This window comes from Stenotrophomonas koreensis, from assembly GCF_001431525.1.
Classification (GTDB): domain Bacteria; phylum Pseudomonadota; class Gammaproteobacteria; order Xanthomonadales; family Xanthomonadaceae; genus Stenotrophomonas; species Stenotrophomonas koreensis.
Genome location: NZ_LDJH01000006.1, coordinates 192,948 through 216,511 on the forward strand (window position 1 = coordinate 192,948; position 23,564 = coordinate 216,511).

Consider the following 23,564-nt stretch of genomic DNA (forward strand, 5'->3'; position numbering starts at 1 on the left):
GCAGCACCATGACTGATGAGGGCATATCCATGAAACCACTGGCGATGGCGGCGCTGGTTAGTCTGGGCTTGTTTACCCACCGCGCGATGGCGCAGGACGGGCAGCCCACCCCCGGTCCGGCAGGACAGCACGATGCCGACAGCGAGGAGCAGATGCAGGCCTTGCTCTCGCAGCTGGAGGCACTCAAGGCCAGCTACGCCCAGGAAGTGCGACGGCTGCGCGAACTGGACATGCAGGTGCAGGCCCTGCAGTCACGGCTGGGTGGGCGGGTGGCCGCGATGCCGGCCGCCCAGGCGCCAGCGGCGCAGGCCGCTGCCGCGGTCGCAGCCCCGTCGCCGCCAGCAGATGCGGTGGCGGCCGGCAATGTCGAGTCCGCCGGCCAGGCCGGCACGGCACAGGAGGCCGAACAGGCACGCAGCCAGGCCCTGCGCAGCGTGGAGGATGTCAAACAGCAGCAGTCGGCATTGTTCAACCGCCGGCTCAGCGTGGAAGCGGGCCTGAGCTATGCCCGGTATGACCGCAAGCAGCTCACCCTCAACGGTTTTCTGGCCCTGGATGCGATCTTCCTGGGCAATATCGGCATCGAGAACGTTGAATCGGATAGCGCTACGTTAAGCCTGGCCGCGCGCTGGGGGCTGACCCCGCGGCTGACCCTGAATGCCGAAGTGCCGTGGATCGAGCGCAAGACGGTGTACCAGAAAGGCGGTGCCGGCGGCTCGGCGGCGGCGATCGCCCAGGAAAGCTCGTCCGGCGGTGGCCTGGGCGATATGAGCCTGAGTGCCAACGTCAAGCTGTTCGCAGAACGCGAGCGCTGGCCGGAAACCGTGCTCACCGCCGGCATCACCGCACCGACCGGGCGCGAGCCCTATGGCGTGGACTGGAAGGTGATCGAGCGCGATGACGATGACTTCATCCGCTTTGCCGTGCCCGGCCGCCAGCCCACCGGCAATGGTGTCTGGCAGGCCAACGTCGGGCTGTCGATGGTCAAGACCGCCGACCCGGCGATCCTGTTTGCCAACGTCGGCTACATCTATTCCCGGCGCGCCAGCTTTGATGACCTGGATTCGAACCCGGACACGATCAACCCCGGTGACGTGAAGCTGGGCAATGTGTTCTACGCCGGTGCCGGGCTGGCGTTTGCCTTCAACGAACGCACCAGCCTGAGCCTGTCCTACAGCGGCCGCTTCAGCGCACGCGCCAAGACCCGCTACCGCGGCGGTGAATGGATGAAGGTGATTGGCAGCGATGGCAATGCCGGCACCCTGAACCTGGGCATGACCTATGCGATCAATCGGCGCGCGACCCTGGTGACCCAGCTCGGGGTCGGCCTGAGCCCGGATGCACCCGATTTCAGCCTGACCTTCAAACTGCCTTACGCGTTCTAGGCCGGCCGCTGGCCGCTCAGGGCATCTGCCGCTGGATCGCATGCCGGCGGCAGAGCCGGTAGATCGTCACCCGCGACAGGCCCATCGAACGTGCGGTGGCGCTGATGTTGAAATCGTTTTCCTGCAGGCAGCCGAGCAGGGCCTGACGCTCGGCCAGGCGGCGCGCATCATCCAGGATGCCGCCGGCAGCATGGGTACTGGCATTGGCCGTGGTCGCGCCGCCAGCGGCGGGCAGCTCCATCTCCTGCGGCTGGATCCATTCGCTTTCGCAGATCACCGCCGCACGCTGGATGCGGTTGATCAGCTCGCGCACGTTGCCCGGCCACGGCCAGTGGTTCATTGCCGCCACGCACTCAGGGCTGAAGCCGCGCGCCCGGCTGCGGTGGCGTTGGCGGAAATCCTGCAGGGCATGCTCGGCCAGCAGCATGATGTCCTGTCCACGCTCGGCCAGTGGCGGCAAGTGCAGCCGCAGCACATTGAGCCGGTAATACAGATCGCTGCGGAAACGTCCTGCACTGACGGCGCTTTCCAGGTCGATGTGGGTGGCGGCAATCACCCGCACATTGACCTTGACCGGTGTATGGCTGCCGATCCGTTCCAGCGTGCCTTGCTGCAGCACGCGCAACAACGCGGTCTGTGCATCGGCGGGGAGATCGCCGACTTCATCCAGGAAAACGGTGCCGCCATTGGCGTGCTCGAACAGGCCCAGACGGCGGCTGTTGGCGCCGGTGAAGGCCCCGCGCTCGTGGCCGAACAATTCGGACTGCACCAGCGAGGCGGGGATCGCGCCGCAGTTGATCGCCACCATCGGTTGCTGGCAACGGGCGCTGAGGCTGTGCAGGGCGTGGGCGGCCAGTTCCTTGCCGGTGCCGGTTTGCCCGGTGATCAGCACCGGTAGATCCACCGGTGCATATTTGCGCACGGTGCCGCGGGTGGTCAGCATCGCCGGGCTCTGCCCGATGAGCTTGTCCAGCGGGGTGTGGCCGGATTCGCTGCCATTGACCAGCAGGGCCTGCAGCCCGTCCACCAGCTGCTGCTGTTGCAGCGGAGCCTGCAGCACCAGGCTGCATTGCCGGCTCAATGCCCGCCAGGGCTGATGCTTGCCGGCATCGCCTTCGGGCAACAGGCACAGGCTGGGCAGGTTGGGGCTGCTGGCCAGGCAATCGAGCAAGGAGGGCAGGGCCTCGATGCTGCTCTGGCGCAGGTCAAACAGCAGGGCAACATGGTCCTGGCCACGCAGGCCCAGGGAGAAGGGTTGGTTTTGCGGCTGCTCGCGCAACGCCCAACCCTCGGCGGCCAGTAACAGCCGAGTGCTGTGTGGACACTGCCCGAACCAGATCAGGCAGCGTGGAGCTTCCTGCATCACTGCAGCCATCTCACTCCCCCAATTGCCATATACAAGCCGGTTACCCGGATGCCACGGCAGCAGCGAAAGGCGATGCTGACGCCATGGCCTGGAAATCTGTGATGACCATCAACCATACGCCATAAAAAAGGCCGCGCAAGCGCGGCCCGTTAATCACAGTGAAGCGTCTGTTTACATGTCAACGCGGCGTGCAGAGAGGAACTTGCCGCTCCAGTAGCCGTTGGCCATGCTGTCCACGCGCACGTCCTTGCCGCGGCTGGGGGCATGCAGGAAGCGGCCTTCGCCGACATAGATACCGACATGGTCAACGCGCTTGCCGTTGCGGCCAAAGAACACCAGGTCACCGACATTCAAGGCGCTGCGCTCAATGGCCTTGCCATTGGTGATGCTGGCCATGTCGCGCGAGACCCGCGGCAACTCGATGCCCAGCGCGGTACGGAAGACGTAGCTGACCAGCCCGGAGCAGTCAAAACCGCTTTCCGGTGAGCTGCCACCCCAGCGGTAGGGCGTGCCCAGCAGGGACATCGCGCGGGTGAGCAGTGACTGGCTCTTGCCGCTGGATTCGCCCTCGGCGTTGGCCGGGAGGCCCTGGCCGGCGTCGTAGGCGGCCATCAGGCGGCCGAGGTCGCCGGCAAACATGGCCGAACGATCCATCAACGGAATGGTGTCGCTGGCGGCCAGGTGCGGCAGCAGCGCGGCCAGGGTGGCGGTAGCGGCGGCATCGGCGCGGGCACGGGCACCGCTGGCAGCCGGAGCCGAAGGCGCCGGTACTGCAGGAGCCGCCTCGGTGCTGGCAGCAGGGCTGGTCGGGTTCTGTGGGGTGGCCTGTGCCAGTGCTGGCAGCGTCGTTGCCAGTGCCAGCAGGAGTAAAGCGGTCAGGCGCAGCGGGGGGCGCTTGGGCGCTGCGGGGTGCAGTCGTTCAGTCGTCACGCGGCGATCACAAAATGAGATTGGAGCGATAGTGCCGGACTTCTGACCAGAAAACGTAGTTTTTTCGTTAAATAATTGTTAAAAGATGCCAATTGGTTCACAGAACGCGCTTGGCGCCGCTGTAATGCCGCTGCCAATACGGGTTGTCCAGGGCATCCAGGCGCACGGTGCCGCCACTGCTGGGGGCATGCACGAAGCGGCCTTCGCCAACGTAAATGCCAACGTGCCAGACCTCGTCGCCGCTGCCGAAAAACACCAGGTCGCCACTGCTCAGGCGCTCGGCGGAAATCTTCGGTCCCTGCACCCTGGCCAGTTCCCGCGAGGTCCGGGGCAGGCGTAAATCCAGCATGTCGGCAAACACATAGGTGACCAGGCCGGAGCAGTCAAAACCGCTTTCCGGGGTGTTGCCGCCGTAGCGGTAGGGCGTGCCGACCAGGCCGAGGGCACGGATGGTGACCGAGGAGGCCGAAAAGCCATTGCCGCGGGCCTGTGCCGCTGCGGTGTCCGCCGTTGGCGGCCGGCTGGGCTGCGAGCTGCAGCCGGCCAGAACCGCCAGGCCCAGCAACGATGCGGCAATACGTGCGGGAACTGGCATGGGAGGCATGGAGTCCGGATAATGGTTGCCCTGTCGTTGCCGGCCATCATGTCGGCAACCCCGGTGGCAGATCAAGCCGCCTTTACCGGCTGCCCATCGGCAGCCCAACCCGAGTTTTGCCATGAAGATCGAAAAAGACCGCGTTGTCCGCTTCCATTACACCGTATCCGAAGTGGGCCAGGAGCCGATCGAATCGTCCAGGGACCGTGAGCCGCTGGCGATCCTGATCGGCCACAACAACATCATCCCGGGCCTGGAAAAGGCGATGCTGGACAAGCAGGCCGGTGATTCGATCAGCGTGGATGTGCCCGCTGCCGAGGCCTATGGCGAGCGTCGCGAAGGCCTGGGCCAGCGCGTACCGAAGAAGCATTTCGGCACCACCAAGGTGGCCGTTGGCCAGCAGGTCGTGCTGCAGACCAATTTCGGCCCGCGTGCGGTGACCGTGGTCAAGGTCGGCATGAGCGTGGTCGATGTCGACCTGAACCACCCGATGGCCGGCAAGGACCTGCATTTCGATGTGGAAATTGTCGAAGTGCGCGAGGCTTCGGAAGAAGAAATCGCCCACGGCCATGTGCATGGCGATGGCGGCCACCAGCACTGACGTGTGTGCTGCGTTTTGAGGTAAATGACGACCCGCCCCTGGCGGGTCGTTTACGTAGGGAACCCGGGATTAAGGAAGAAAGCCGATGTCGACCACGCCGCCGTTGATGCCACCGCCGTTGCAGCCCTTGCCGGCGCTGGAGCCCCAGAACCAGCGCCTGCCCGGGCTGGATGCGGTGCGCGGTTTTGCCCTGCTGGGCATCCTGTTGATGAACATCGAAGGTTTCAATGGCCCGCTATGGTTGTCCGGTGCCGGGGTCGAGCCTGACCAGGCCGGGCTGGACCGGCTGCTGGATACCTTCATCTATATCGTGGTGCAGGGCAGCTTCTTTCCGCTGTTCTCGTTGCTGTTCGGGATTGGCTTTGCGCTGATGGGCCAGCGCCTGCGTGCGCGCGGGGGAGCATTTACCCCGATTCACCTGCGCCGGATGGGCTGCCTGCTGGTGATCGGCCTGCTCCACGGCCTGCTGGTGTGGTCCGGCGACATCCTGCTGACCTACGCCCTGCTGGGGCTGTTGCTGCCGGCCTTTGATGTGCTGCCCAAACGCTGGCTGGGGCTGGCCGGCGCCCTGGGCATCGGCTGTGCGGTCATGGTCATGCTGCTGCTGGCCGGGTTGATGGCGATGATGGCCGCCAGCCCGGACAACCAGGCCTTCCTGCAGGCTGGCCAGCAGATCCAGGACGCCGTGCAGGCGCAGATGCAGGCCTATGGCCAGGGGACTTACTGGCAGGCGGTGAAGCAGCGCGGCAGCGACCTGTTGGCCGGGCTGCAGAACCTCTTTGTGATTGGCTCGCAGCTGCTGGGCCTGTTCCTGATCGGCGCCGCGCTGATGGCCAATGGCGCCCTGGCCGACCCGGCCGGACATGCGCGGCTGTGGGCATGGCTGCGCTGGGGGGCATGGCCGCTGGGCCTGCTGCTGAGCACCCTGGCGTGGTGGATTTCGCCGTTCAACCCGCCGTGGAGCCTGGCCTTTGACAGCCTGCTGGTACAGGCGATCAAACTGCTGGCCGGCAGCCTGATCGGCCTGGGCTGGCTGGCATGGGGCCTGCGCTGGCAGCAGCTGCTGCGCCCGTTGCGCGCGGTCGGACAGATGGCCTTGAGCAACTACCTGGCGCAGTCGCTGCTGTGCACCGGTTTCTTCTATGGCTACGGCCTGGGCTATTTCGGCCAGCTCCGGCGCAGTGAGCAGGTGTTGATGGTGCTGGCCGTGTTTGCGCTGCAGGCACTGCTGTCCTGGCTGTGGCTGCGCTGGTTCAACCAGGGGCCGGTCGAATGGTTGTGGCGGGCGGGCACCTATGGCCGCTTTGCTCCCCTGAAGCGGACAGGTCCCGGCGCGTGAGCGTGGATGACGTGGTGGTGGTCGGGGCCGGCGCGGTCGGTCTGGCCTGTGCGCTGGCCCTGGTGGAGCAGGGGCGCAGCGTGCGTGTACTGGAGGCCGGACGCATCGGTGGCGCGACCTCGTCGGGCAATTGCGGCACGATCACCCCTTCGCATGCGCCGCCGCTGGCGGCACCGGGCACCCTGTGGCAGGCCTTGCGCTGGTCACTGGACCCGGCCTCGCCCCTGTATGTGCGGCCTGGCCTGGACCCGGCGCGCTGGGACTGGCTGCGGCGCTTTGCGCTGCGCTGCAACCGGCATGACTGGCTGGCCGCTGCCACGGCGCGGGCGGCGCTGTTGTGTGATTCGCGCCAGCGCCTGGAGGACTGGGTGGCGCGCTATGACCTGCAGTGCGAATACCGGCCCAGCGGCCTGGACTATGTGTTTGCCGATGAACGCCATTTTGCCCAGCACTGCCGCCATCGCCAGGTCCTTGAGGGGCTGGGGATAGCCACCGAGGTGCTGGCGGCCGGCCCGTACCTGGCTGCCGAGCCGGCATTCAAGCCGGGCATCTGTGGCGCGATCCGGTTTCCCGGTGATGCCTGTCTGCGCCCGGAGAGGTATACCGCCGGGTTGGCCGCCGCCGCGCGTGCCCGCGGCGTGCTGATCCAGGAACAGTGCGCGCTGCAGTCCTTCACCCCGGAAAGTGACGCGGTGCAGCTGCAGACCAGCCACGGTGGCTACCGCTGCCGGGAGCTGGTGCTTGCCGGTGGGCCGTGGACGCCGCAGCTGGCCCGGGGCCTGGGCCTGCGGGTACCGATCACCCCGGGCAAGGGCTATTCGATCACCTGCCCGCGGCCGTCGCAGGTGCCGAGCCGGCCGGTGGTGCTGAAGGACCACTCGGTGTTCGTGATTGCCTGGGAGCAGGCCCTGCGCCTGGGCGGGACGATGGAACTGGGCGGTTATGACGACCGGCTCAATCCGACCCGGTTGGCGGCCATTGCGCGTGCCGCCCGCCGTTACCTGCACGATCCTGGCCTGGAGGGCGCGCAGCAGCCGTGGTATGGCTGGCGGCCGATGACCCCGGATGACCTGCCGTTGCTGGGCCGCAGCCCGGCGCAGCGGCGTGTCTGGCTGGCCGCCGGGCATGGCATGCTGGGGATCAGCATGAGCAGTGGCAGCGGCCAGTTGATCGCAGACCTGATCTGCCAGCGGCCCGCTGCCGTCGACCCGCAAGCCTATCGACCGGAGCGTTTTGCATGAGCAACGACACCTACGATCTGGTGGTTCTGGGCGCCGGTTCCGGTGGCCTGGCCGCCGCCATCCGCGCCGCCGGCCATGGCGCCCGGGTGGCGATCCTGGAACCGGCCGCGATCGGTGGCACCTGCGTCAACCTGGGCTGCGTGCCCAAGAAGATCATGTGGGAAGCGGCGCAACTGGCCAGCCATCTGCCGCGTGCCCGCGCGCTGGGGTTGGAGGTGCCGCTGCAGCCGGCGCTGGACTGGGCCCGGCTGGTCAAGGCGCGGCAGGCGCATATCGCGCGCATCCATGCCAGTTACCAGCGCCAGTTCGCGCAGGTGCAGCTCAGCGTACAGGGCTGTCGTGGGCAACTGCTCGGCGCCGGCAGGGTGGCCACTGATGACGGCCGCCAGCTGCAGGCCCGGCACATCCTGCTGGCCACCGGCGCGCGCCCGCGGCTGCCGGTTTTCCCCGGCAGCCACTGGCTGCACAGTTCCGATGATGTGTTTGCCTGGCAACAGCGGCCGCAACGGGTGGCGATCATCGGCGGCGGCTATATCGCGGTGGAGCTGGCCGGCCTGTTGCAGGCACTGGGCAGCCAGGTGCACCTGCTGGTGCGGGGCAACGTGCTGCTCAATGGGTTTGACAGCGAGTTGGCCCAGGCGCTGGCGGCGGCGATGGCCGCGCAGGGGATCACGCTGCACTTCGGGGTGACGGTACAGGGGCTGGACGGCCAGCCCGGCGCCCTGCAACTACGCGGCAAGGACCTGCCGGACGGCCACTTCGATGCGGTGATTGCCGCCACCGGACGCGAGCCGAATGTGCAGGGGCTGGGCCTGGAGCAGGCCGGGGTGGCGCTGGACCGGCGCGGCTTCATCGCTACCGATGACAACAGCCTGGCCACCACCGCCGAGGGGGTCTGGGCGGTGGGCGATGTCACCGGCCAGCTGGCGTTGACGCCACTGGCAGTGGCACAGGGCCGGCGCCTGGCCGATGGCCTGTTTGGCCGCGGTGCCGGCCCGGCGATCAATCCCGAGCTGGTTCCCAGTGTGGTGTTTTCGCATCCGCCGCTGGCCCGGGTCGGCCTGGATGAAGCCTGTGCCCGCGAGCGCTTCGGGCCTGTCCAGGTCTATCGCGCCAATTTCCGTTCGCTGGAGGAGGGCGCCGGCGGTGGCCAGCAACGCCACCTGTTCAAGGTGATCTGTGCCGGCAACGAGCAACGGGTGGTCGGGGTGCACCTGCTCGGCGAGGGCAGCGATGAAATCCTGCAGGGGTTTGCCGTCGCCCTGCAGTGCGGCGCGCGCTGGGAGCACTTCCGGCAGACCCTGCCGATCCATCCCACCGCCGCCGAGGAAGTGGTGCTGGCCAAGTAGGCGCTGGTATGCCCCGCGTTTGGCCCGATGCCGCGGCGCGGGGCGATAATGCCCGGCTTGTTCCAGGATCAATTGACGTGAGCGCAGCCCCCGATTCCCCGCTTGCCGCCCGTGCTGCCACGGCATCGCGGCGTCTGGCACTGTCCGGCCTGGCCCTGGCCGCGATCGGCGCGGTGGCTGCCTCGGGCAAGGCGATCATCGTCAAGCTGGCCTACCGCCACGGCATCGATGCGATGTCGCTGCTGGCTCTGCGGATGCTGGTGGCCTTCCCGTTTTTCGTGGCGATGGGGCTGTGGGCGGCCCGGCGTTCGTCCCGGACGTTGTCGCTGCGCGAGTGGCTGCAGGTCGCCGGCCTGGGTTTTACCGGTTACTACCTGTCCAGCTACCTGGATTTTCTTGGCCTGGCCTACATCAGCGCGACCCTGGAACGGCTGATCCTGTACCTGAGCCCGACCCTGGTGATGCTGATCGCGCTGGTGGTGCTGGGCCAGCGTCCCAGCCGGCAGCAGCTGCTGGCCCTGGCCGTCAGCTACGGCGGGGTGCTGCTGGCCTTCGGCCATGACATCGCCTTTGATGGCCGGCGCACCCTGATCGGCAGTGCGCTGGTGTTTGCCGGTGCACTCAGTTACGCCATCTACCTGTTCGGCAGCGGCCAGGTGGTGGCACGCATCGGTGCGTTGCGCCTGACCGCCTATGCCAGCGGCATCGCCAGCGTGCTGTGCGTGGGCCAGTACCTGTTGACCCGGCCGGCCAGCGGCCTGCTGGCTTTCCCTGCGCCGGTGTATTGGCTGTCCCTGCTCAACGGCACGCTGTGCACGGTGCTGCCGGTGCTGGCGATCATGATCGGGGTCAAGCGGATCGGCCCGGCGCTGGCCGCGCAGGTGTCGATGCTCGGCCCGGTATCCACCATCGTGCTCAGTGTCTGGCTGCTGGCCGAGCCGATGGGCCTGTGGCAGAGCGCCGGTACCGCGCTGGTGCTGGCAGGCGTGTTGCTGGTTGGCCGTGGTGCGGGGCGCGGCCGGTGAGCGCGGCCGACAGGATCCTGGCCGCGGTGCAGGCCATCGGCCCTGGCCAGGTCCGTTCGTATGCGCAGGTGGCCGCGGCGGCGGGCCTGCCCGGGCGTGCCCGCCAGGTGGCCCGGGTACTGGCCGGCAGTGAGGGCCGCCTGCCATGGCACCGGGTGGTACGCGCCGATGGCCGGATTGCCTTTGCGCCCGGCAGTGCCCAGGCGGCCGAACAGGCGGCGGCTCTGCAGGCCGAAGGCGTGGTCGTGGTCAATGGCCGGGTAGCCCGGGCATGGCGGCCGGCACCGGCACTGGATGCCTGGCTGTGGCAGCAGCCGGACCGGCCCCCGGTATGATGGCGGCAGATCGTTTTGTGGAGTAGTCATGCTGTCACGCATCCCCCCCGTGACCCGTGCGCTGTTGATCGCCAATGTGGCCATGTTTGTAGTGCAGTTGCTGCTTGGCGACCGCTTTACCGACTGGCTGGCGTTATGGCCGCTGGGCAGCCAGCCGCGGCATGCCTTTGAGAGCATCGGCACCTTCATGCCGTGGCAGTTGCTCAGCTACGGCTTCCTGCATGGCGATTTCATGCACCTGTTCTTCAACATGCTGGCGCTTTTCATGTTCGGCCCGCCGCTGGAAGCGGTCTGGGGCGAGCGCCGTTTTGCCACCTACTTCCTGCTGGCCATCGTCGGTGCCGGCATCTGCCAGTTGCTGCTGGCCGCACTGACTGGCAGCCAGGCCTCGGTGATCGGCGCGTCCGGCGCGGTGTATGCGCTGCTGCTGGGCTACGGCCTGCTGTTCCCCAACCAGCGGGTGATGCTGCTGTTTCCACCGATCCCGATGAAGGCGCGCACCTTCGTCATCCTGTTCGGTGTCGGCGCGTTGTTCCTGGGCATGACCGGATTGCAGCCGGGGGTGGCCCACTTTGCCCACCTCGGCGGGATGATCACCGGCTGGCTGTTGATCCGGCACTGGCGCAACGGCGGTGGCCGTCGCGGTGGTGGCTCCGGTGGCAGTGGCGGCAAGCGTGACCACCTGCGGGTGATCAAGTAAGCCTGCCGCAGCGTGCAGGGCCATGACCAAAGGCGCCATCACGGCGCCTTTTGTCATCGATGTGGCTGGAGTGGTTACGGCCAGATCTGCAGTTGTTGATCAGCCGGCAGCTGCATCGGCTGGCCGGCGCTGCAGCCAAAGGCCTGGCCGAAGGCTGGCAGGTTGGCCAGGATGGCGTTGACCCGCAGCGGGCCCGGCAGCTGCACCTGGCCGGTTTGCCGCGCCAGTGCCTCGCCGGGGGATACCGCCTGTGGCCACAGCTGTGCCCATGCGCTGAAGAACTGCTGGCGCTGCGTGCTGCCGGCCTGCGGCTCGATCTCCTGCCAGGTCTGCCAGGCCAGTTCCAGCCCGGACAGGTCGGCCAGCGCCGAATCACGTACCAGCGCCGGGTTGATCCTGGCATCGGCCACGCCGGGATACGCCAGCCCGGCCAGCTGCCGTTCCATCCGGCTGGTCAGCAATGCCCAGGCTGTCTGGTCGGCCGGTGTCCACCAGCTGCGCAGCTCGCCACGGGCATCGACCAGGGCGCCCTTGTGGTCGATGGCGCGGCTGAGCTCATGGCCGACCAACGCGCCGAAGCTGCCGAATTTGGCCGCCGTGGTTGCCGCCGGGTCAAATACCGGTGGCTGCAGCACCGCCGCGGTGGCAATCAGCCGGTTCTGGGCAATGTCATAGGCCAGTGCCGGCTGTTGCGGCAGCACCTCCCAGCGGCGGTCGGCATTGCTCTGGCCGATGCGCCGCATCTCCTCGCGCTGGCGCCAGGTGGTGGCAATGAGCATGTTGCTGCCGAAACTGCCGCGCCCCATCGGCTGCACGCTGTAATCCAGATCGCGCAGCGGCGCGCCGATCTCGATCTTCATCGCCTGCAGTTTGGCCCGCGCCTCGGTCCTGGCCGCTTCACTGAGGTGTGGGGTGGCGATCACGGCGGCGATCTGCGCATCGCGCAATTTGTCGATGATCAGCCCGGCCTGGCGGCGGTCGGCAGTGGTCAGGTGGGTGGCGGTGTACTCGCGGCCGAGCATCGGCCCGGCGGCGAGATTGATGGCCTGCAGCACCTGCTCCCAGCGCGCCGGCGGGGTGCTTTGTCCGCGCAGCAGCCGGCCCCGGAATTCAAACTCGGCCTCGCGGTAGTGGCGCGACAGGTACGGGGCCATCGAATCGCCCACCCGCCAGCGCAGGTAGGCCTTCCAGTCGGCAAGGGGGTGGTTGCCGACCAGCCGGTCGACGCTGGCAAACACCGCCGGTTCGGCCAGCGAGACCTGGCCGGCGCTGACCCCCTGGGCCTTGAGGAAATCGCCAAGGCGCAGGTGGCGGTACTGGCGGTCCAGGCCGGCCACGGCGACCGGGGCGTAGTTGTTGAACGGGTTGTTGATCCTTGCCAGCGCCTGCGACGGGGTGGCCAGCGCGGTTTCCAGTGCCAGCACCGCATCGGCCTCGCGCTCCAGGCGGTTGGCCGGGGTGCCGGTCAGGGCGAGGATCTGTTTGATGTAATCACGGTAACGGCTGCGCACATGCTGGATCGGGGCATCGTCACGGGTGTAGAAGGCCGGATCCGGCAGCCCGGTGCCGCCCTGCATGAAATATCCCAGGTGGCGATCCAGCGCCTTCAGGTCGATATCGGCGTTGAAGTTGAAGGCCACAGGGATACCGACCTGGTGCAGGGCGGCGATGGTGGCTGGCAATTCGCGGTTGCGGCCCAGCGCGTTGATCCGGGCCAGCAGCGGTGCGATCGGCCTGGAGCCATCCGCTTCCACCGCCGCCTCATCCAGGCCCGAGGCCCAGAAGTCGCCGAGCAGCTTCTGCACCTCGTTGGCCGGCTGTTGCGCGGCGGCATCGAGCAGCGCCTTCTGCTGGGTCTGGGCATTGCCGGCCAGTTGCGCCAGGGCACTGTTGGCACCGGTGGCCGGCAGTGGGTTGGCGGCCAGCCAGCCGGCATTGGCCAGGTGGTAAAAATCGCTGCAGGCCGGGGCCACGGCCGGGGCGCGTGCGGCGCGCCGGCGTTGGGCATCGGCATCGGCACTGGCTGTCAGGCCTGCCAGGCCCAGGCAGACAGTGATGGCAACAACAAGCGGACGGTTGGCGATCATGGGCGGCCTTGACGGGACGGCAGGCCTGGCAGTGTAGCAATCGCCCGGCGTGGTGCCGTCGGGCACAGACAACAACGGCCCGGTGTTGCCACCGGGCCGTTGCCTGCAGCAGCGAAGGCGCTTACCAGATCACGATATGGTCATCGCCCTGGCGGCTCATGGCGCTGCCAGGCTTGCACTGGAAGGCAGCGGCAAAGGCCGGCAGGTTGGACGGCGCGCCACTGGCACGGAACTGTGCCGGTGCGTGCGGGTCGGTGGCCAGGCGCACCTTGGCATTTTCCGGGGTGTACTTGGTGCGCCACACGGTGGCCCAGTTGGCAAAGAAGCGCTGGTCGCCGCTCATGCCGTCGATGGCCGCCACGTCCTTGCCGGCGGTGGCCAGCTTGTAGGCGTCATAGGCGGTGGCCAGGCCACCCAGGTCGGCGATGTTCTCGCCCAGGGTCAGGTGGCCGTTGACGTGCTGGTCGCCCACGGTATACAGGTTGAACTGGTTGACCAGCTTGCCGGTCAGGCTGGCAAAACCCTTGGCATCGGCATCGGTCCACCAGTTCTCGAAGTTGCCGGTGGCACCGAAACGGCTGCCCTGGTCATCGAAGCCGTGGGTCATCTCGTGGCCGATCACCGCACCGATACCGCCGTAGTTCAACGCGTCATCGGCGTTGGGGTCGAAGAACGGCGGCTGCAGGATCGCGGCCGGGAACACGATCTCGTTGGCCAGCGGGTTGTAGTAGGCGTTGACCGTCTGCGGGGTCATGGCCCACTCGGTGCGGTCCACCGGCTTGCCGATCTTGGACAGGTTGAACTGGTAGTTGAAGGCATTGGCCGCACGCACGTTGGCCAGGTAGCCCTCGCGGCTGGTGGCAAGGCCGGACAGGTCACGCCACTTGTCCGGGTAGCCGATCTTCGGGGTGAAGGTGGCCAGCTTGGCCAGCGCCTTCTGCTTGGTCTCGGCGCTCATCCAGGCCAGGTTCTCGATCCGGGCCTTCAGTGCGGTGGACAGGTTGCCGATCAGGGCTTCCATCTTGGCCTTGGATTCGGCCGGGAAGGCCACCTGGACGTAGATCTGGCCCATGGCTTCACCGGCGCCGGACTCGATGGTGCCCAGCACCTTCTTCCAGCGCGGGGTCTGCTCCTTCTGGCCGTTGAGGGTCTTGCCGTAGAACTCGTAGTTGGCGGTGACGAAGTCGGAGCTCAGGTACGGCGAGGCACTGTCGATGGTGTGGAAGCGCAGGTAGGCCTGCCAGGTGGCGATGTCGGTATCGCCCAGGGCGGCGCTGACTTCCTGGTGGAAGGACGGGATGGCCAGCGAGAACTTGGCCGGTGCGGCCACGCCCTGGGAAGCGAAGAACTCGCTCCAGCTGAAGTTCGGGGTCAGGGTATCGGCCTCGGCCAGGGTGACCGGGTTGTAGAACAGCGATACGTCGCGGCTCAGTTCGACACTGGACTTGGACGCCTTGGCCAGGCGGGTCTCGAAGGCCACGACCTTGTCGGCCTGGGCGGCCGCGTCAGCGGCAGCGACGCCGGACAGCTCCAGCACGCGGGCCACATGGGCGCGGTAGGCGTCGAGCTTGTCCTTCTTGGCCGCGTCGGTGTAGTAGGTGGTGTCCGGCAGGCCCAGGCCGCCCTGGCTGGCATAGGCGATGTTGTTGGCCGAATCGGTGAAGTCGGCTTCGGCGCCGAAGCCGAACAGCGGGTTGAAGCCCTGGGCGGCGCTGCTGCGCAGCCAGGCAGCGACCGACTTGCCGTCGGTCAGCGCGGCGATGGCGTCCAGGTCGGCCTTGATCGGGGTGATGCCGGCAGCGTTGATGGCGGCCTCGTCCATGCCGGTGGCCCAGAAGTCACCGACGATCTTCTCCACGCCGGAGGCATTGGTCATCGCGGCGGCCTGCTCGGCCAGCTGGCGCTGTGCGGTGACCGAACGCTCGTCCAGGATGGTGAAGGCACCCCAGCTGCTGCGGTCACCCGGGATCTCGTTGGCGGCCAGCCACTTGCCGTTGACGTGGCCGGCGAAGTCGGTGCAGGCATCGATGGACGGATCAAGGTCGGAGGCATGGAAGGCGTTGTAGGCCGGCAGCTTGCTCTCGTCCAGGGTGAAGGCGGGCTTGGCTGCTTCAGTGCCCGCAGCCGCTGCGGCAGGTTCATCGCCGCCACAGGCGGCCAGCACGCCGGCCACGGCCAGCGACAACATCAGAAGCTTGGGAGTACGGGTATTCACGGTGCTGGCCTCCGGCCGAAAAGGGCATGCCCATGCATGCTGGATGCTGCAGACGATACGCCTGTTGGCCCGGCTGCAGGGGGTGTCGGAGGTCATGCAGGGAAAGCGGCGCCTGGCGATGGCCTGCACCAGTCATTGCACTCAGGTGCCGGGCTGTACCATAGGCGCCTGTTTGATTACCGATCGAGTTGCCGTGTCTGCCCAGCCCCTCACCCCGCCGTCCTCCCGCGCCGTCCAGGTTGGCCTGAAGCCGCATCCGCGCATTGCCAATGTCATTGCCGTGGGGTCGGGCAAGGGTGGGGTGGGCAAGTCCACCACCACGGTCAACCTGGCTCTGGCCCTGCAGCAGATGGGGGTGCGCGTGGGGGTGCTGGATGCCGATGTGTACGGCCCCAGTGTGCCGTTGATGCTGGGCCTGTCCGGCCGGCCGGAAAGCACCGATGACAAGAAGATCATCCCGATGCGCGCGCTGGGGGTGGACACCATGTCCATCGGTTACCTGATCGAGGACGATTCACCGATGATCTGGCGTGGGCCCATGGCCACCCAGGCCCTGACCCAGTTTTTCAATGACACCCTGTGGGATGCGCTGGATGTATTGCTGATCGACCTGCCGCCGGGCACCGGTGACATCCAGTTGACCCTGTCGCAGAAGATTCCGGTGGCCGGGGCCGTGGTGGTGACCACCCCGCAGGAAGTGGCCACCCTGGATGCGCGCAAGGCCATCGCCATGTTCGAGAAGGTCTCGATTCCCGTTCTCGGCCTGGTAGAGAACATGGCCGTGCATGTGTGCAGCAACTGCGGCCATGCCGAGCACATCTTCGGCAGCGGCGGTGGCCAGGCCATGGCGGCACGGTACAACGTGCCACTGCTGGGCTCGTTGCCGCTGGATGCCGTCATCCGCGAGCAGGCCGACGCCGGCACACCGATCGTCGCTGCGCAGCCCGACGCTGCGGTCAGTCAGGGGTATGCGGCCGTGGCCAGGGCATTGATGGCGCAGCTTGGCGGCCTGCCGCGTGCGCAGATCGCGCTCAATACCCTGATCAGCTGAAGACCACTCTGCCGACCGCACAGTGACAAGGCGACCGCCACGGTCGCCTTTTTTCATGCCGGCAATAACGTCCCGCGCCATGGTTTTCATCGGCACAGCCAAATGACAAAGGGCGGCCATTGGCCGCCCTTTGCGTGTTGCTTCAGCTCAGATCGGAAGTGATCAGAACTTGTACTTCAGACGCACGTACGGGGTACGGCCGTACAGGTCGTACTGGGTAGCGAACGCCGGCATGTTGCCGTAACGGGTCGCTGCACCGGTGGTCATCAGCGCCGGCTTGGTATCGAACACGTTGGACACGCCGACCAGGATCTGCCAATCCGGCTGATCGTAGGAGAACGAGGCGGTGTGGTAGATACGGGCATCAGCGGTGATGTCACGACGCGAGTTCGGACGGCCCTGATAGGTGAAGGTATCGGTGATGTCGGTGTTGCTGGTCTCGCCGATGTAGCTGGCCAGCCAGTTCCAGGTCCAGTCGCCGCGCTTGAAGTTCATACCCAGGTTGGCCACCAGGTCCGGACGGCCGACGTAGTTCAGCTGGTCCGAATCGGACAGGCCGCTGGCTTCGGAGCTGTCGAACAGCTGGCTGACGTCTTCCAGGGTGTAGGTGACCTGGGTTTCCAGGCCGAACTTGCCGAAGCTGAACTCATGATCCCAGTTCAGGGTCATGTCCCAACCGCGGGTGCGCTGCTTGTTCACGTTCAGGTACTGAGCGTAAACGTTGGTGATGGCATGCGCCTGCGGGCCGGTAGCCGGGTTGCGCTCCATCAGGTCACAGAAGGCGTTCGGGAACACGGCAGCGCCGTAGCAGCCGGAAACGATCTGTGCGCCACTCAGCGAGGTGATCTGATCGTTGACCTGGTAGTCGAAGTAATCCAGGGCGATGCTCAGGTTGGCGAAGGCCGGGGTAAAGACGATACCGGCGCTCTTGGCCTTGGAGGTTTCCGGGTTCAGGTTGCCCGCACCGCCACTGCTGTAGATGGTGGCGCTGGACGCACCGGCAGCGGTGTAGGTTTCCGGGATGCCGATGGCGGCGCAGTTGGCGCGGACCTGGTCGTTGGAGCTTTCACCCCAGCGGATGCACGGGTCGATGGCGGTCTGGCCCTGGAAGCCGGACTGATTGCCCAGGTACAGCTCGTACAGGCCCGGGGCACGGTAGGAAGTACCGATGGTGCCGCGCACGCGCAGGGCCGAGTTGATCTGCCAGTTCATGCCCAGCTTCCAGACGTTGTCCGAACCGTCAACGGTGTCGTAATCGAACACGCGGCCGGAGGCATTGACGCTCAGCGATTCAATACCGGTCACGCCCTTGATCAGCGGGAAGTCCAGCTCCAGGAAGGCTTCCTTCACGCTGTCCTTGCCAGCGGTCTGGGTGGCGCTGGAGGAGCCCCACAGGTTGCCGTTGCGCGACAGTTCGCCCGGCTGGTCGTCGATCTCGTAGCGACGGTATTCCAGACCGAAGGCAGTGCCGATGGCGCCGGCCGGCAGCTGGAACATTTCACCGCTGAAGATGGCGTTGACGGTGGACTGTTCGTAGGTGGTGTTGCCGTTGTCCCACACGCCCAGAGCGGCAACCAGTTCATTGGCCTTGGTGCCGTTGAGGTAGCCCGGGTCGAAGTAGTTCAGGGTGGCGGTGCCGCTGTTGGCCAGGGTCAGGTCGCCGGTAATGCGCTTGTCGATGGCCAGGTTGTTGTAGTCGCCGTCAGACTTGCTGTAGTTGGCATTGACCTGCCAGCCCCAGGTGTCGGTGGAGGCGAACAGGCCGTCCAGCTTGTTGGCGATGTAGAAGTAGTCCACGGCCACCTTGGTGGCCGAGTGGAACGGCATGACCGGCATGGCGTATTCCACGTCACCACCGGCCGGGCCTTCGACCACCGGGAAGAACTGGCGCCAGGAGAAGTTCTCGGTCTCGCGACGGTTGAACAGGGCCTGGGCCTTCCAGTTCACATCACCGAAGCCGAAGTCTGCGGCGATGTAGGCCGACTTGCGCTCCTGGCGGTTGATGATGTGCGAATCACCGTAGCCGGCGAAGTTCAGCGGCTCCTGGTAGGACGCCTGGGCGCTGTTGGCATAGGTGGTGTTCTGGCGCGGGGCATAGCCCTGGAACGGACCGATGGTGCTGCCATCACGGGTCGGCACATAGCGCGTACCCAGGAAGTAGTCGTCAATCACGTTGTGCAGCAGGTTGTTGCAGCCGGCCAGCGAGGTGCCGGCGTTGATCGAGTTGTCTACGCGATCGATACGGTTGCCGTTTTCGTCCATGGCCAGGTCTTCACCGCAGGCCAGGAAGTCGCGCTCGCCGCGGGTCAGTTCATTGTGGCGGTACCACTCGGCAGCGGCGACGATCGAGCCGTTGTCGAAGTTCCAGCCATTGGCCAGCGAGGCCGAGAACACTTCGCCACCGCCGTGCTGCGGGATACGCGAGGTCACGGTCAGTTCCGGACGGTCGAAGTTCTTCTTGGTGATCAGGTTGACCACGCCGGCGACGGCGTCGGAGCCGTAGATCGAGGACGAACCGTCCTTGACGATTTCAGCGCGCTGCAGGATGGCGGTCGGGATGACGTTCAGGTCGAACGCGCCCACGGCACCACGGGTACCGGCCGGGCCCGGGCGCTGGCCGTCGAGCAGGACCAGGGTGCGGTTGGCACCCAGGCCGCGCAGCGAGAAGGTCTGCACGCCGGTGCCGCCGTCGACGACGAAGCCGCCGAACTGGTGGTTGATCTGGGTTTCAGCAGCGCCGATGGCCGACTTCTGCAGGAACTCGCCGACGTTGACCTGGCCCTGGGCCTGGTTGGCTTCGGCTTCAATGGTGAACACCGGGGAGGTGGTCTCGTAGTCCGGGCGGCGGATCAGCGAGCCGGTGACCTGGATGCGGTCCAGATCGGTGGCACCGGCCTTCGGGGCCTGCTGGGCCGGGGCTTCCTGGGCCATGGCCAGACCGGCAGTTGCCTGCAGTGCGGCTACAACGGCAACGGTCAGCGGCAGGCGACCGAAGCGGGAATTGGATTTCTTCATGTGTCTCTCCGGGGTTCTGTTACAGCTAATTTAATCCAGTGTATGTTGGGTCTTAACGTAAACGCAACATTAACATCACATTTTCAGCGCGTGATGGAACTGCTTTCTGTGCTGCTTGCATTCATCTTCGGGCTTAGAGACCGCCCGGGCCGCACTCGTCACGCAGGAAGTCCTCCATCAGGGTCAGCGTCTGCTGCACATGCCGCGGATACCACGGCATGCTGTGGGGCATGTCGGCGATCAGCTCGAAACGCGCCGGCACCTTGCCCTTGATGGCGTTGTAGAAACCGCGGGCATGGAAGGCCGGGGTGCGTACGTCACGGTCACCCACGTACAGCAGGGTCGGCAGCACGGCCTTGTCGGTGTTGAGCATGGGGTCCATGCCCTTCACGGTGCGGCCCTGCAGGATGCGCTGCAGGCGGTTGTCGCTCCAGCTGGTGCCCAGGCGGCCGAGGTCGGTGACCGGGGCGCCGGAAATCGCACACTGGTAGGGCGAGGGCGAGCGCACGGCGGCAGCGGCAGCGGCGAAGCCGCCATAGGAGTAGCCGAAGATGGCGATGCGGTCGGCATCGGCAATCTTCTGCTCGACCAGCCACTTGGCACCATCGTCCTTGTCATCCTGCATGGCCAGGCCCCACTGGTTGTCGCCGGCCATCCACAGCTCACGGCCCAGCCCGGCCGAGCCGCGGTATTGCGGGCGCAGGACGGCGTAACCGCGCGAGGTCAGGAAAGGCACCCAGCCCGAGCCATCCCAGCCGGTGTAATCGCGTGCCCAGGGGCCGCCATGCGGGTGGATGATGGTCGGCAGCGGTCCCTTTTCCGGACTCCAGCCAGCCGGCAGGTCCAGGATCGCCGGGATCTGCGTGCCGTCACGTGCCGGGTAGTTCACCCAGCGCTGCTCGCCAACACTGCTGGTGTCCAGGTTCGGGCGTTCCGAGCCCAGTGCGACCAGGCGGCGGCGGTCCACCAGAACGTGATAGCTGGGCGGGGTGTCATGTGCACTGACGCGGAACACGACGCGGGTCTTGTCCGCGTTGTAGTTGATGATGCTGACGTTCTTGCCGGCAAAGCTGCCCTGCAGTGCTGCCTGCAGCTGCTCCATGGTCGGGTCGGTGTAGACGGTGGTCACCGACGGGCCATTGACACGGAAGCCGAGGACCTGGTTGAAGTCGCCTTCGTGCTTGCCGAACACCACCCCGCCGATATCGAACTGCGGGTGGCTGGCCAAGACGTCAGGCAGGTACTGCTGGGTCTTGGGATCATACAGACGCAGCTGGGCGTGTTCGGAGAACTGGTCGGTGATGACGTAGAAATTGCCGGTCGCATCGTCGATGCCCTCGATGCTGACGGAGTAGCGCTCGGTCAGGCGGGTGCTCAACGGCTTGTGGACCACGAACTGGCCGCCAGCATCGCGGATCAGGACCTGCACTTCGTACTCCGAGCCGCCAACCGGCTCGATCTGGCTGCGGGTGAGCAGGTCACCGTTGCGCGGGTGGAACAGGCCGGGCGAGGAGCGGCCGCCACCACTGAACAGCAGTTCGCTGTTGCCGGTGCGCAGGTTGTAGCGCAGGTAATTGGAGCTGAACGAGGTCGGGTCCAGGCGCGAAATGATCACGTGCTCCGGATCCAGCGGCAGCGAGTTGGCCAGTGAGGCGGTACCGGCCAGCTCCAGGCAGCGCAGGGTGGCTTCGCTGACGCCGGTGGTGCGCTTGTTGCTGGCAAAGGCCTCGTCGAACTTGCTGTGTTCGAGGTTGGTCATGTAGGCCTTGCTGACGAAGGTCTTGGTCGAACCGGTGGAGTTGCCTTCACCGCAGCCGCCCAGGGCGCCAGTCCATTCCTGGCGTGCTATGGCCAGGATGTGGTCACCCTTCAGCGCGTTGGCGCCGATGAACTTCATGCGGTCGGCCGACGGGGTGATCCGGGTCGGGCCGGCCTCCAGTCGATCCATGTCCCAACTGGCCAGGGCGGTGTCCTGGCCGCTCTTGTCACCCGGGGCGGCGATCAGGGCCACCAGGGTCTTGCCATCCGAGCTCATCGAGACCGACTGGATCGCCGGCAGCTGCGCCAGCTGCTCGGCGGGAATCGGGCCTGCCACTGCAGTGCCGGCGATGAATGTTCCGCCAATGCTGAGGGAAATGGCCAGTGCGATCGCGCGCGGGGCCTTACCGACGGTGGCGAAATTTTTGATTACGGTCATGATTTAATGCTCTGTTCAGGCTTTGCATGCGGAAAACTAACAGAACCTGCGCATTTGTAACACTGGCAACAGCTGGTGCTGGCCGGGGCAGGCCTGTCAGAATCACGGCTGATCCGGCGCACGCCGGCCACCGTTTCAGGAGCCCCATGAGCATCAAGAGTGACCACTGGATCCGCCGGATGTCCGAGCAGCACGGCATGATCAATCCGTTCGAGCCAGGGCAGGTCAAGCACGGCGGCGATGGCAACCGCATCGTCAGCTACGGCACCTCGTCCTACGGTTATGACGTGCGCTGCGCCAACGAGTTCAAGGTGTTCACCAACATCAACTCCACCATCGTCGACCCCAAGCGCTTTGACCCGGGCAGCTTTGTCGATGTGGTCGGCGATGAATGCATCATCCCGCCCAACAGCTTTGCCCTGGCGCGCACGGTGGAGTACTTCAAGATTCCGCGCGACGTGCTGGTGGTGTGCCTGGGCAAGAGCACCTATGCCCGCTGCGGGATCATCGTCAATGTCACCCCGCTGGAGCCGGAGTGGGAAGGCCATGTGACCCTGGAGTTCTCCAACACCACCCCGCTGCCGGCGCGCATCTATGCCAACGAAGGCGTGGCACAGATGCTGTTCTTCCAGTCCGACGAGGTCTGCGACACCTCCTATGCCGACCGTGCTGGCAAGTACCAGGGCCAGACCGGCGTGACCCTGCCGCGCACCTGAGCGGGCGCAGGCGGGCAATGAAAAAGGCGCGGTTGCCCGCGCCTTTTTCGTGTCCGGTCGTGGCCGTCAGCGGCCGCGCTTGAACAGCATGCCGATGCCCACGGCCACCAGCAGGGCCGGCCACCAGGTGGCCAGCAGGGCGCCCAGGTTGCCATCGATCCAGCCCAGGTTGCGGGCCAGGAAGAACAGGCCGACAACAATCAGCACGACGGCGGCGAACAGGTTGGAACCCATGGTGGTGCATCCGGCAGGTAGTGGCAGGGGGGCTTATCCTAGCCGCGAACGCCAGTGCGCGACACGCTCGGCCAGCATATCGGGGGTAAAACGTTCGGCAGCACCGGAGCCCCAGACCGGGCCGGGCCAGGCGGCATCGTCACGGTGGCGGCCTACCACATGGATATGCAGCTGGGGCACGATGTTGCCCAGGGCGCCGATGTTGACCTTGTGCACGTGCGGCTCCTGGCGGATCGCCCGGCCGGCACGGTTGAGCTCGACCAGCAGCTGCAATTGCTGGGCATCGCTCAATTCGGGCAGTTCGGTCAGGCCGGGCAGCCGCGGCACCAGCACCAGCCACGGAAAACGGCTGTCATTCATCAGCCGGATCTGCGACAACGGGCCATCGGCAACAAACACACTGTCGGCAAGCAAGCGCGCATCAAGCTGGAAATCGCAATCCACCGTTGCAGTCTCGGTCATTTCAGTTTCTCGCTGAAAAAAGCCAGGGTGCGTTCCCGCGCCAGATCGGCGCTGGGGGCGTGGTAGTTCCGGCCGACTTCGCGGTTGAAGGCATGGTCGGCCGGGTACACGTATACAGGCATTGTGGGCTGCCTGGCACGGTGCAGTGCAACGACATCGGCAGGGATGGAGGCATCGAGCAGGCCGAAGTGGAAGATGCATGGCGCCTTGAACGGTGCATCCAGGAACGGCGCATTGCGCGCACCGTAGTAGCTGGCCGAGGGCAGGCCCAGGCGCTGCGCTGCGAGCATGGCCACGGTGCCTCCCCAGCAGTAGCCGGAGGTGCCGACCTTGCCGTACCGGCTCAGGTAGCTGGCGGCGCTGTCGACCACATCCAGCGCCCGTTCCAGGCCCAGTTCATCGACCAGTGCCAGGCCGCGGGCGACATCGTCCGGGCCGTAGTCCAGTTCCGTGTCCGGGGCGATCAGGTCGAAGAAGGCCGGGGCCAGTACCGCATAACCGGCCATCGAGGCGCGGGTGCAGACGGCGCGGATGTGCGCGTTGACACCGAAGATCTCCTGGATGATCACCAGCGCGCCGCGTGGGGTCCCCAGCGGCAGCTGCTCCCAGGCCTTGATCGTGCCGTGGGGGGTGGAAAGTTCGATCCATTGCGACATGAGGGGCTGCCTATGTGAAGAACTGCAGTGACAGTAGCAGGCCGGGCGTGTGGATGCAGGTACCA

The 23,564-nt window shown here is 66.3% G+C and carries 20 protein-coding genes; 10 read left to right on the forward strand and 10 right to left on the reverse strand.

Features of this window, described 5'->3' with window-relative positions:
• The first annotated feature begins 29 nt into the window (after positions 1–29).
• Positions 30–1,385: a transporter family protein gene (locus ABB25_RS03400; protein ID WP_244477740.1), complete on the forward strand. Its 1,356-nt coding sequence runs from the start codon at positions 30–32 to the stop codon at positions 1,383–1,385.
• Between the two features lie 16 nt (positions 1,386–1,401).
• Here the strand turns inward: ABB25_RS03400 and ABB25_RS03405 are convergent, their stop codons facing one another.
• From ABB25_RS03405 to ABB25_RS03415, 3 genes are all read right to left on the reverse strand, one after another.
• On the reverse strand, positions 1,402–2,760 hold the full coding sequence (locus ABB25_RS03405; protein ID WP_057663725.1) for a sigma-54 interaction domain-containing protein: 1,359 nt from the start codon (positions 2,758–2,760) through the stop codon (positions 1,402–1,404).
• 162 nt (positions 2,761–2,922) lie between these two features.
• The gene (locus ABB25_RS03410) at positions 2,923–3,681 is read right to left on the reverse strand and encodes a C40 family peptidase (RefSeq protein ID WP_057663728.1); all 759 of its coding nucleotides are present in this window, start codon (positions 3,679–3,681) and stop codon (positions 2,923–2,925) included.
• A 97-nt stretch (positions 3,682–3,778) separates the two neighbouring features.
• A complete protein-coding gene (locus ABB25_RS03415; RefSeq protein WP_057663731.1) occupies positions 3,779–4,285 on the reverse strand; it encodes a C40 family peptidase in 507 nt (168 codons plus the stop codon).
• A gap of 112 nt (positions 4,286–4,397) precedes the next feature.
• On the opposite strand from ABB25_RS03415, the gene ABB25_RS03420 reads away from it, so the two are divergent.
• The 7 genes from ABB25_RS03420 (at position 4,398) to ABB25_RS03450 (ending at position 10,866) form a co-directional block, all read left to right on the forward strand.
• Positions 4,398–4,877, forward strand: a complete 480-nt coding sequence (locus ABB25_RS03420) for an FKBP-type peptidyl-prolyl cis-trans isomerase (protein ID WP_057663734.1) — start codon at positions 4,398–4,400, stop codon at positions 4,875–4,877.
• 85 nt (positions 4,878–4,962) lie between these two features.
• The gene (locus tag ABB25_RS14180; protein WP_244477741.1) at positions 4,963–6,216 is read left to right on the forward strand and encodes a DUF418 domain-containing protein; all 1,254 of its coding nucleotides are present in this window, start codon (positions 4,963–4,965) and stop codon (positions 6,214–6,216) included.
• Positions 6,150–7,457, forward strand: a complete 1,308-nt coding sequence (locus ABB25_RS03430; RefSeq protein ID WP_057663743.1) for an NAD(P)/FAD-dependent oxidoreductase — start codon at positions 6,150–6,152, stop codon at positions 7,455–7,457. Before ABB25_RS14180 ends, ABB25_RS03430 begins: the two co-directional genes overlap by 67 nt.
• Positions 7,454–8,806 carry a glutathione-disulfide reductase gene (gene gorA / locus ABB25_RS03435; RefSeq protein WP_057663746.1) on the forward strand — a complete coding sequence of 451 codons (1,353 nt, stop codon included), beginning with the start codon at positions 7,454–7,456 and terminating at the stop codon, positions 8,804–8,806. The genes ABB25_RS03430 and gorA overlap by 4 nt, the downstream gene beginning before the upstream one ends.
• A gap of 77 nt (positions 8,807–8,883) precedes the next feature.
• The gene (locus ABB25_RS03440) at positions 8,884–9,831 is read left to right on the forward strand and encodes a DMT family transporter (protein ID WP_057663749.1); all 948 of its coding nucleotides are present in this window, start codon (positions 8,884–8,886) and stop codon (positions 9,829–9,831) included.
• The gene (locus tag ABB25_RS03445; RefSeq protein WP_152980975.1) at positions 9,828–10,166 is read left to right on the forward strand and encodes an MGMT family protein; all 339 of its coding nucleotides are present in this window, start codon (positions 9,828–9,830) and stop codon (positions 10,164–10,166) included. Before ABB25_RS03440 ends, ABB25_RS03445 begins: the two co-directional genes overlap by 4 nt.
• Positions 10,167–10,197: 31 nt before the next feature.
• Positions 10,198–10,866, forward strand: coding sequence for a rhomboid family intramembrane serine protease (locus ABB25_RS03450; protein ID WP_057664454.1), 669 nt, complete (start codon positions 10,198–10,200; stop codon positions 10,864–10,866).
• 74 nt (positions 10,867–10,940) lie between these two features.
• Here the strand turns inward: ABB25_RS03450 and ABB25_RS03455 are convergent, their stop codons facing one another.
• Both ABB25_RS03455 and ABB25_RS03460 read right to left on the reverse strand, forming a co-directional pair.
• Entirely contained in the window at positions 10,941–12,953 is a 2,013-nt protein-coding gene (locus ABB25_RS03455) for a M13-type metalloendopeptidase (protein ID WP_057663751.1), read from the reverse strand.
• 121 nt (positions 12,954–13,074) lie between these two features.
• Positions 13,075–15,141 (reverse strand): M13 family metallopeptidase, encoded by a 2,067-nt coding sequence (locus ABB25_RS03460; protein WP_057663754.1) that lies wholly within the window; start codon positions 15,139–15,141, stop codon positions 13,075–13,077.
• A gap of 220 nt (positions 15,142–15,361) precedes the next feature.
• Between ABB25_RS03460 and apbC the strand changes: the two genes are divergently transcribed.
• Complete coding sequence (apbC, locus tag ABB25_RS03465; RefSeq protein WP_057663757.1) at positions 15,362–16,219, forward strand: iron-sulfur cluster carrier protein ApbC; 858 nt, start codon at positions 15,362–15,364, stop codon at positions 16,217–16,219.
• 162 nt (positions 16,220–16,381) lie between these two features.
• Here apbC and ABB25_RS03470 read toward each other — a convergent pair whose 3' ends face one another.
• Positions 16,382–19,234, reverse strand: a complete 2,853-nt coding sequence (locus ABB25_RS03470) for a TonB-dependent receptor plug domain-containing protein (protein ID WP_057663760.1) — start codon at positions 19,232–19,234, stop codon at positions 16,382–16,384.
• A gap of 133 nt (positions 19,235–19,367) precedes the next feature.
• Positions 19,368–21,431 (reverse strand): alpha/beta hydrolase family protein, encoded by a 2,064-nt coding sequence (locus tag ABB25_RS03475; protein ID WP_057663763.1) that lies wholly within the window; start codon positions 21,429–21,431, stop codon positions 19,368–19,370.
• 146 nt (positions 21,432–21,577) lie between these two features.
• On the opposite strand from ABB25_RS03475, the gene dcd reads away from it, so the two are divergent.
• Positions 21,578–22,147 (forward strand): dCTP deaminase, encoded by a 570-nt coding sequence (gene dcd / locus ABB25_RS03480; RefSeq protein WP_057663766.1) that lies wholly within the window; start codon positions 21,578–21,580, stop codon positions 22,145–22,147.
• A gap of 66 nt (positions 22,148–22,213) precedes the next feature.
• Here the strand turns inward: dcd and ABB25_RS14815 are convergent, their stop codons facing one another.
• The 3 genes from ABB25_RS14815 to ABB25_RS03490 are packed head-to-tail and all read right to left on the reverse strand — an operon-like array spanning position 22,214 to position 23,499.
• Positions 22,214–22,381: a LiaI-LiaF-like domain-containing protein gene (locus ABB25_RS14815; protein WP_169787798.1), complete on the reverse strand. Its 168-nt coding sequence runs from the start codon at positions 22,379–22,381 to the stop codon at positions 22,214–22,216.
• Positions 22,382–22,414: 33 nt separating this feature from the next.
• On the reverse strand, positions 22,415–22,843 hold the full coding sequence (locus ABB25_RS03485; protein WP_057663769.1) for an HIT domain-containing protein: 429 nt from the start codon (positions 22,841–22,843) through the stop codon (positions 22,415–22,417).
• On the reverse strand, positions 22,840–23,499 hold the full coding sequence (locus ABB25_RS03490) for a dienelactone hydrolase family protein (protein ID WP_057663774.1): 660 nt from the start codon (positions 23,497–23,499) through the stop codon (positions 22,840–22,842). Before ABB25_RS03490 ends, ABB25_RS03485 begins: the two co-directional genes overlap by 4 nt.
• Between the last annotated feature and the right edge of the window lie 65 nt (positions 23,500–23,564).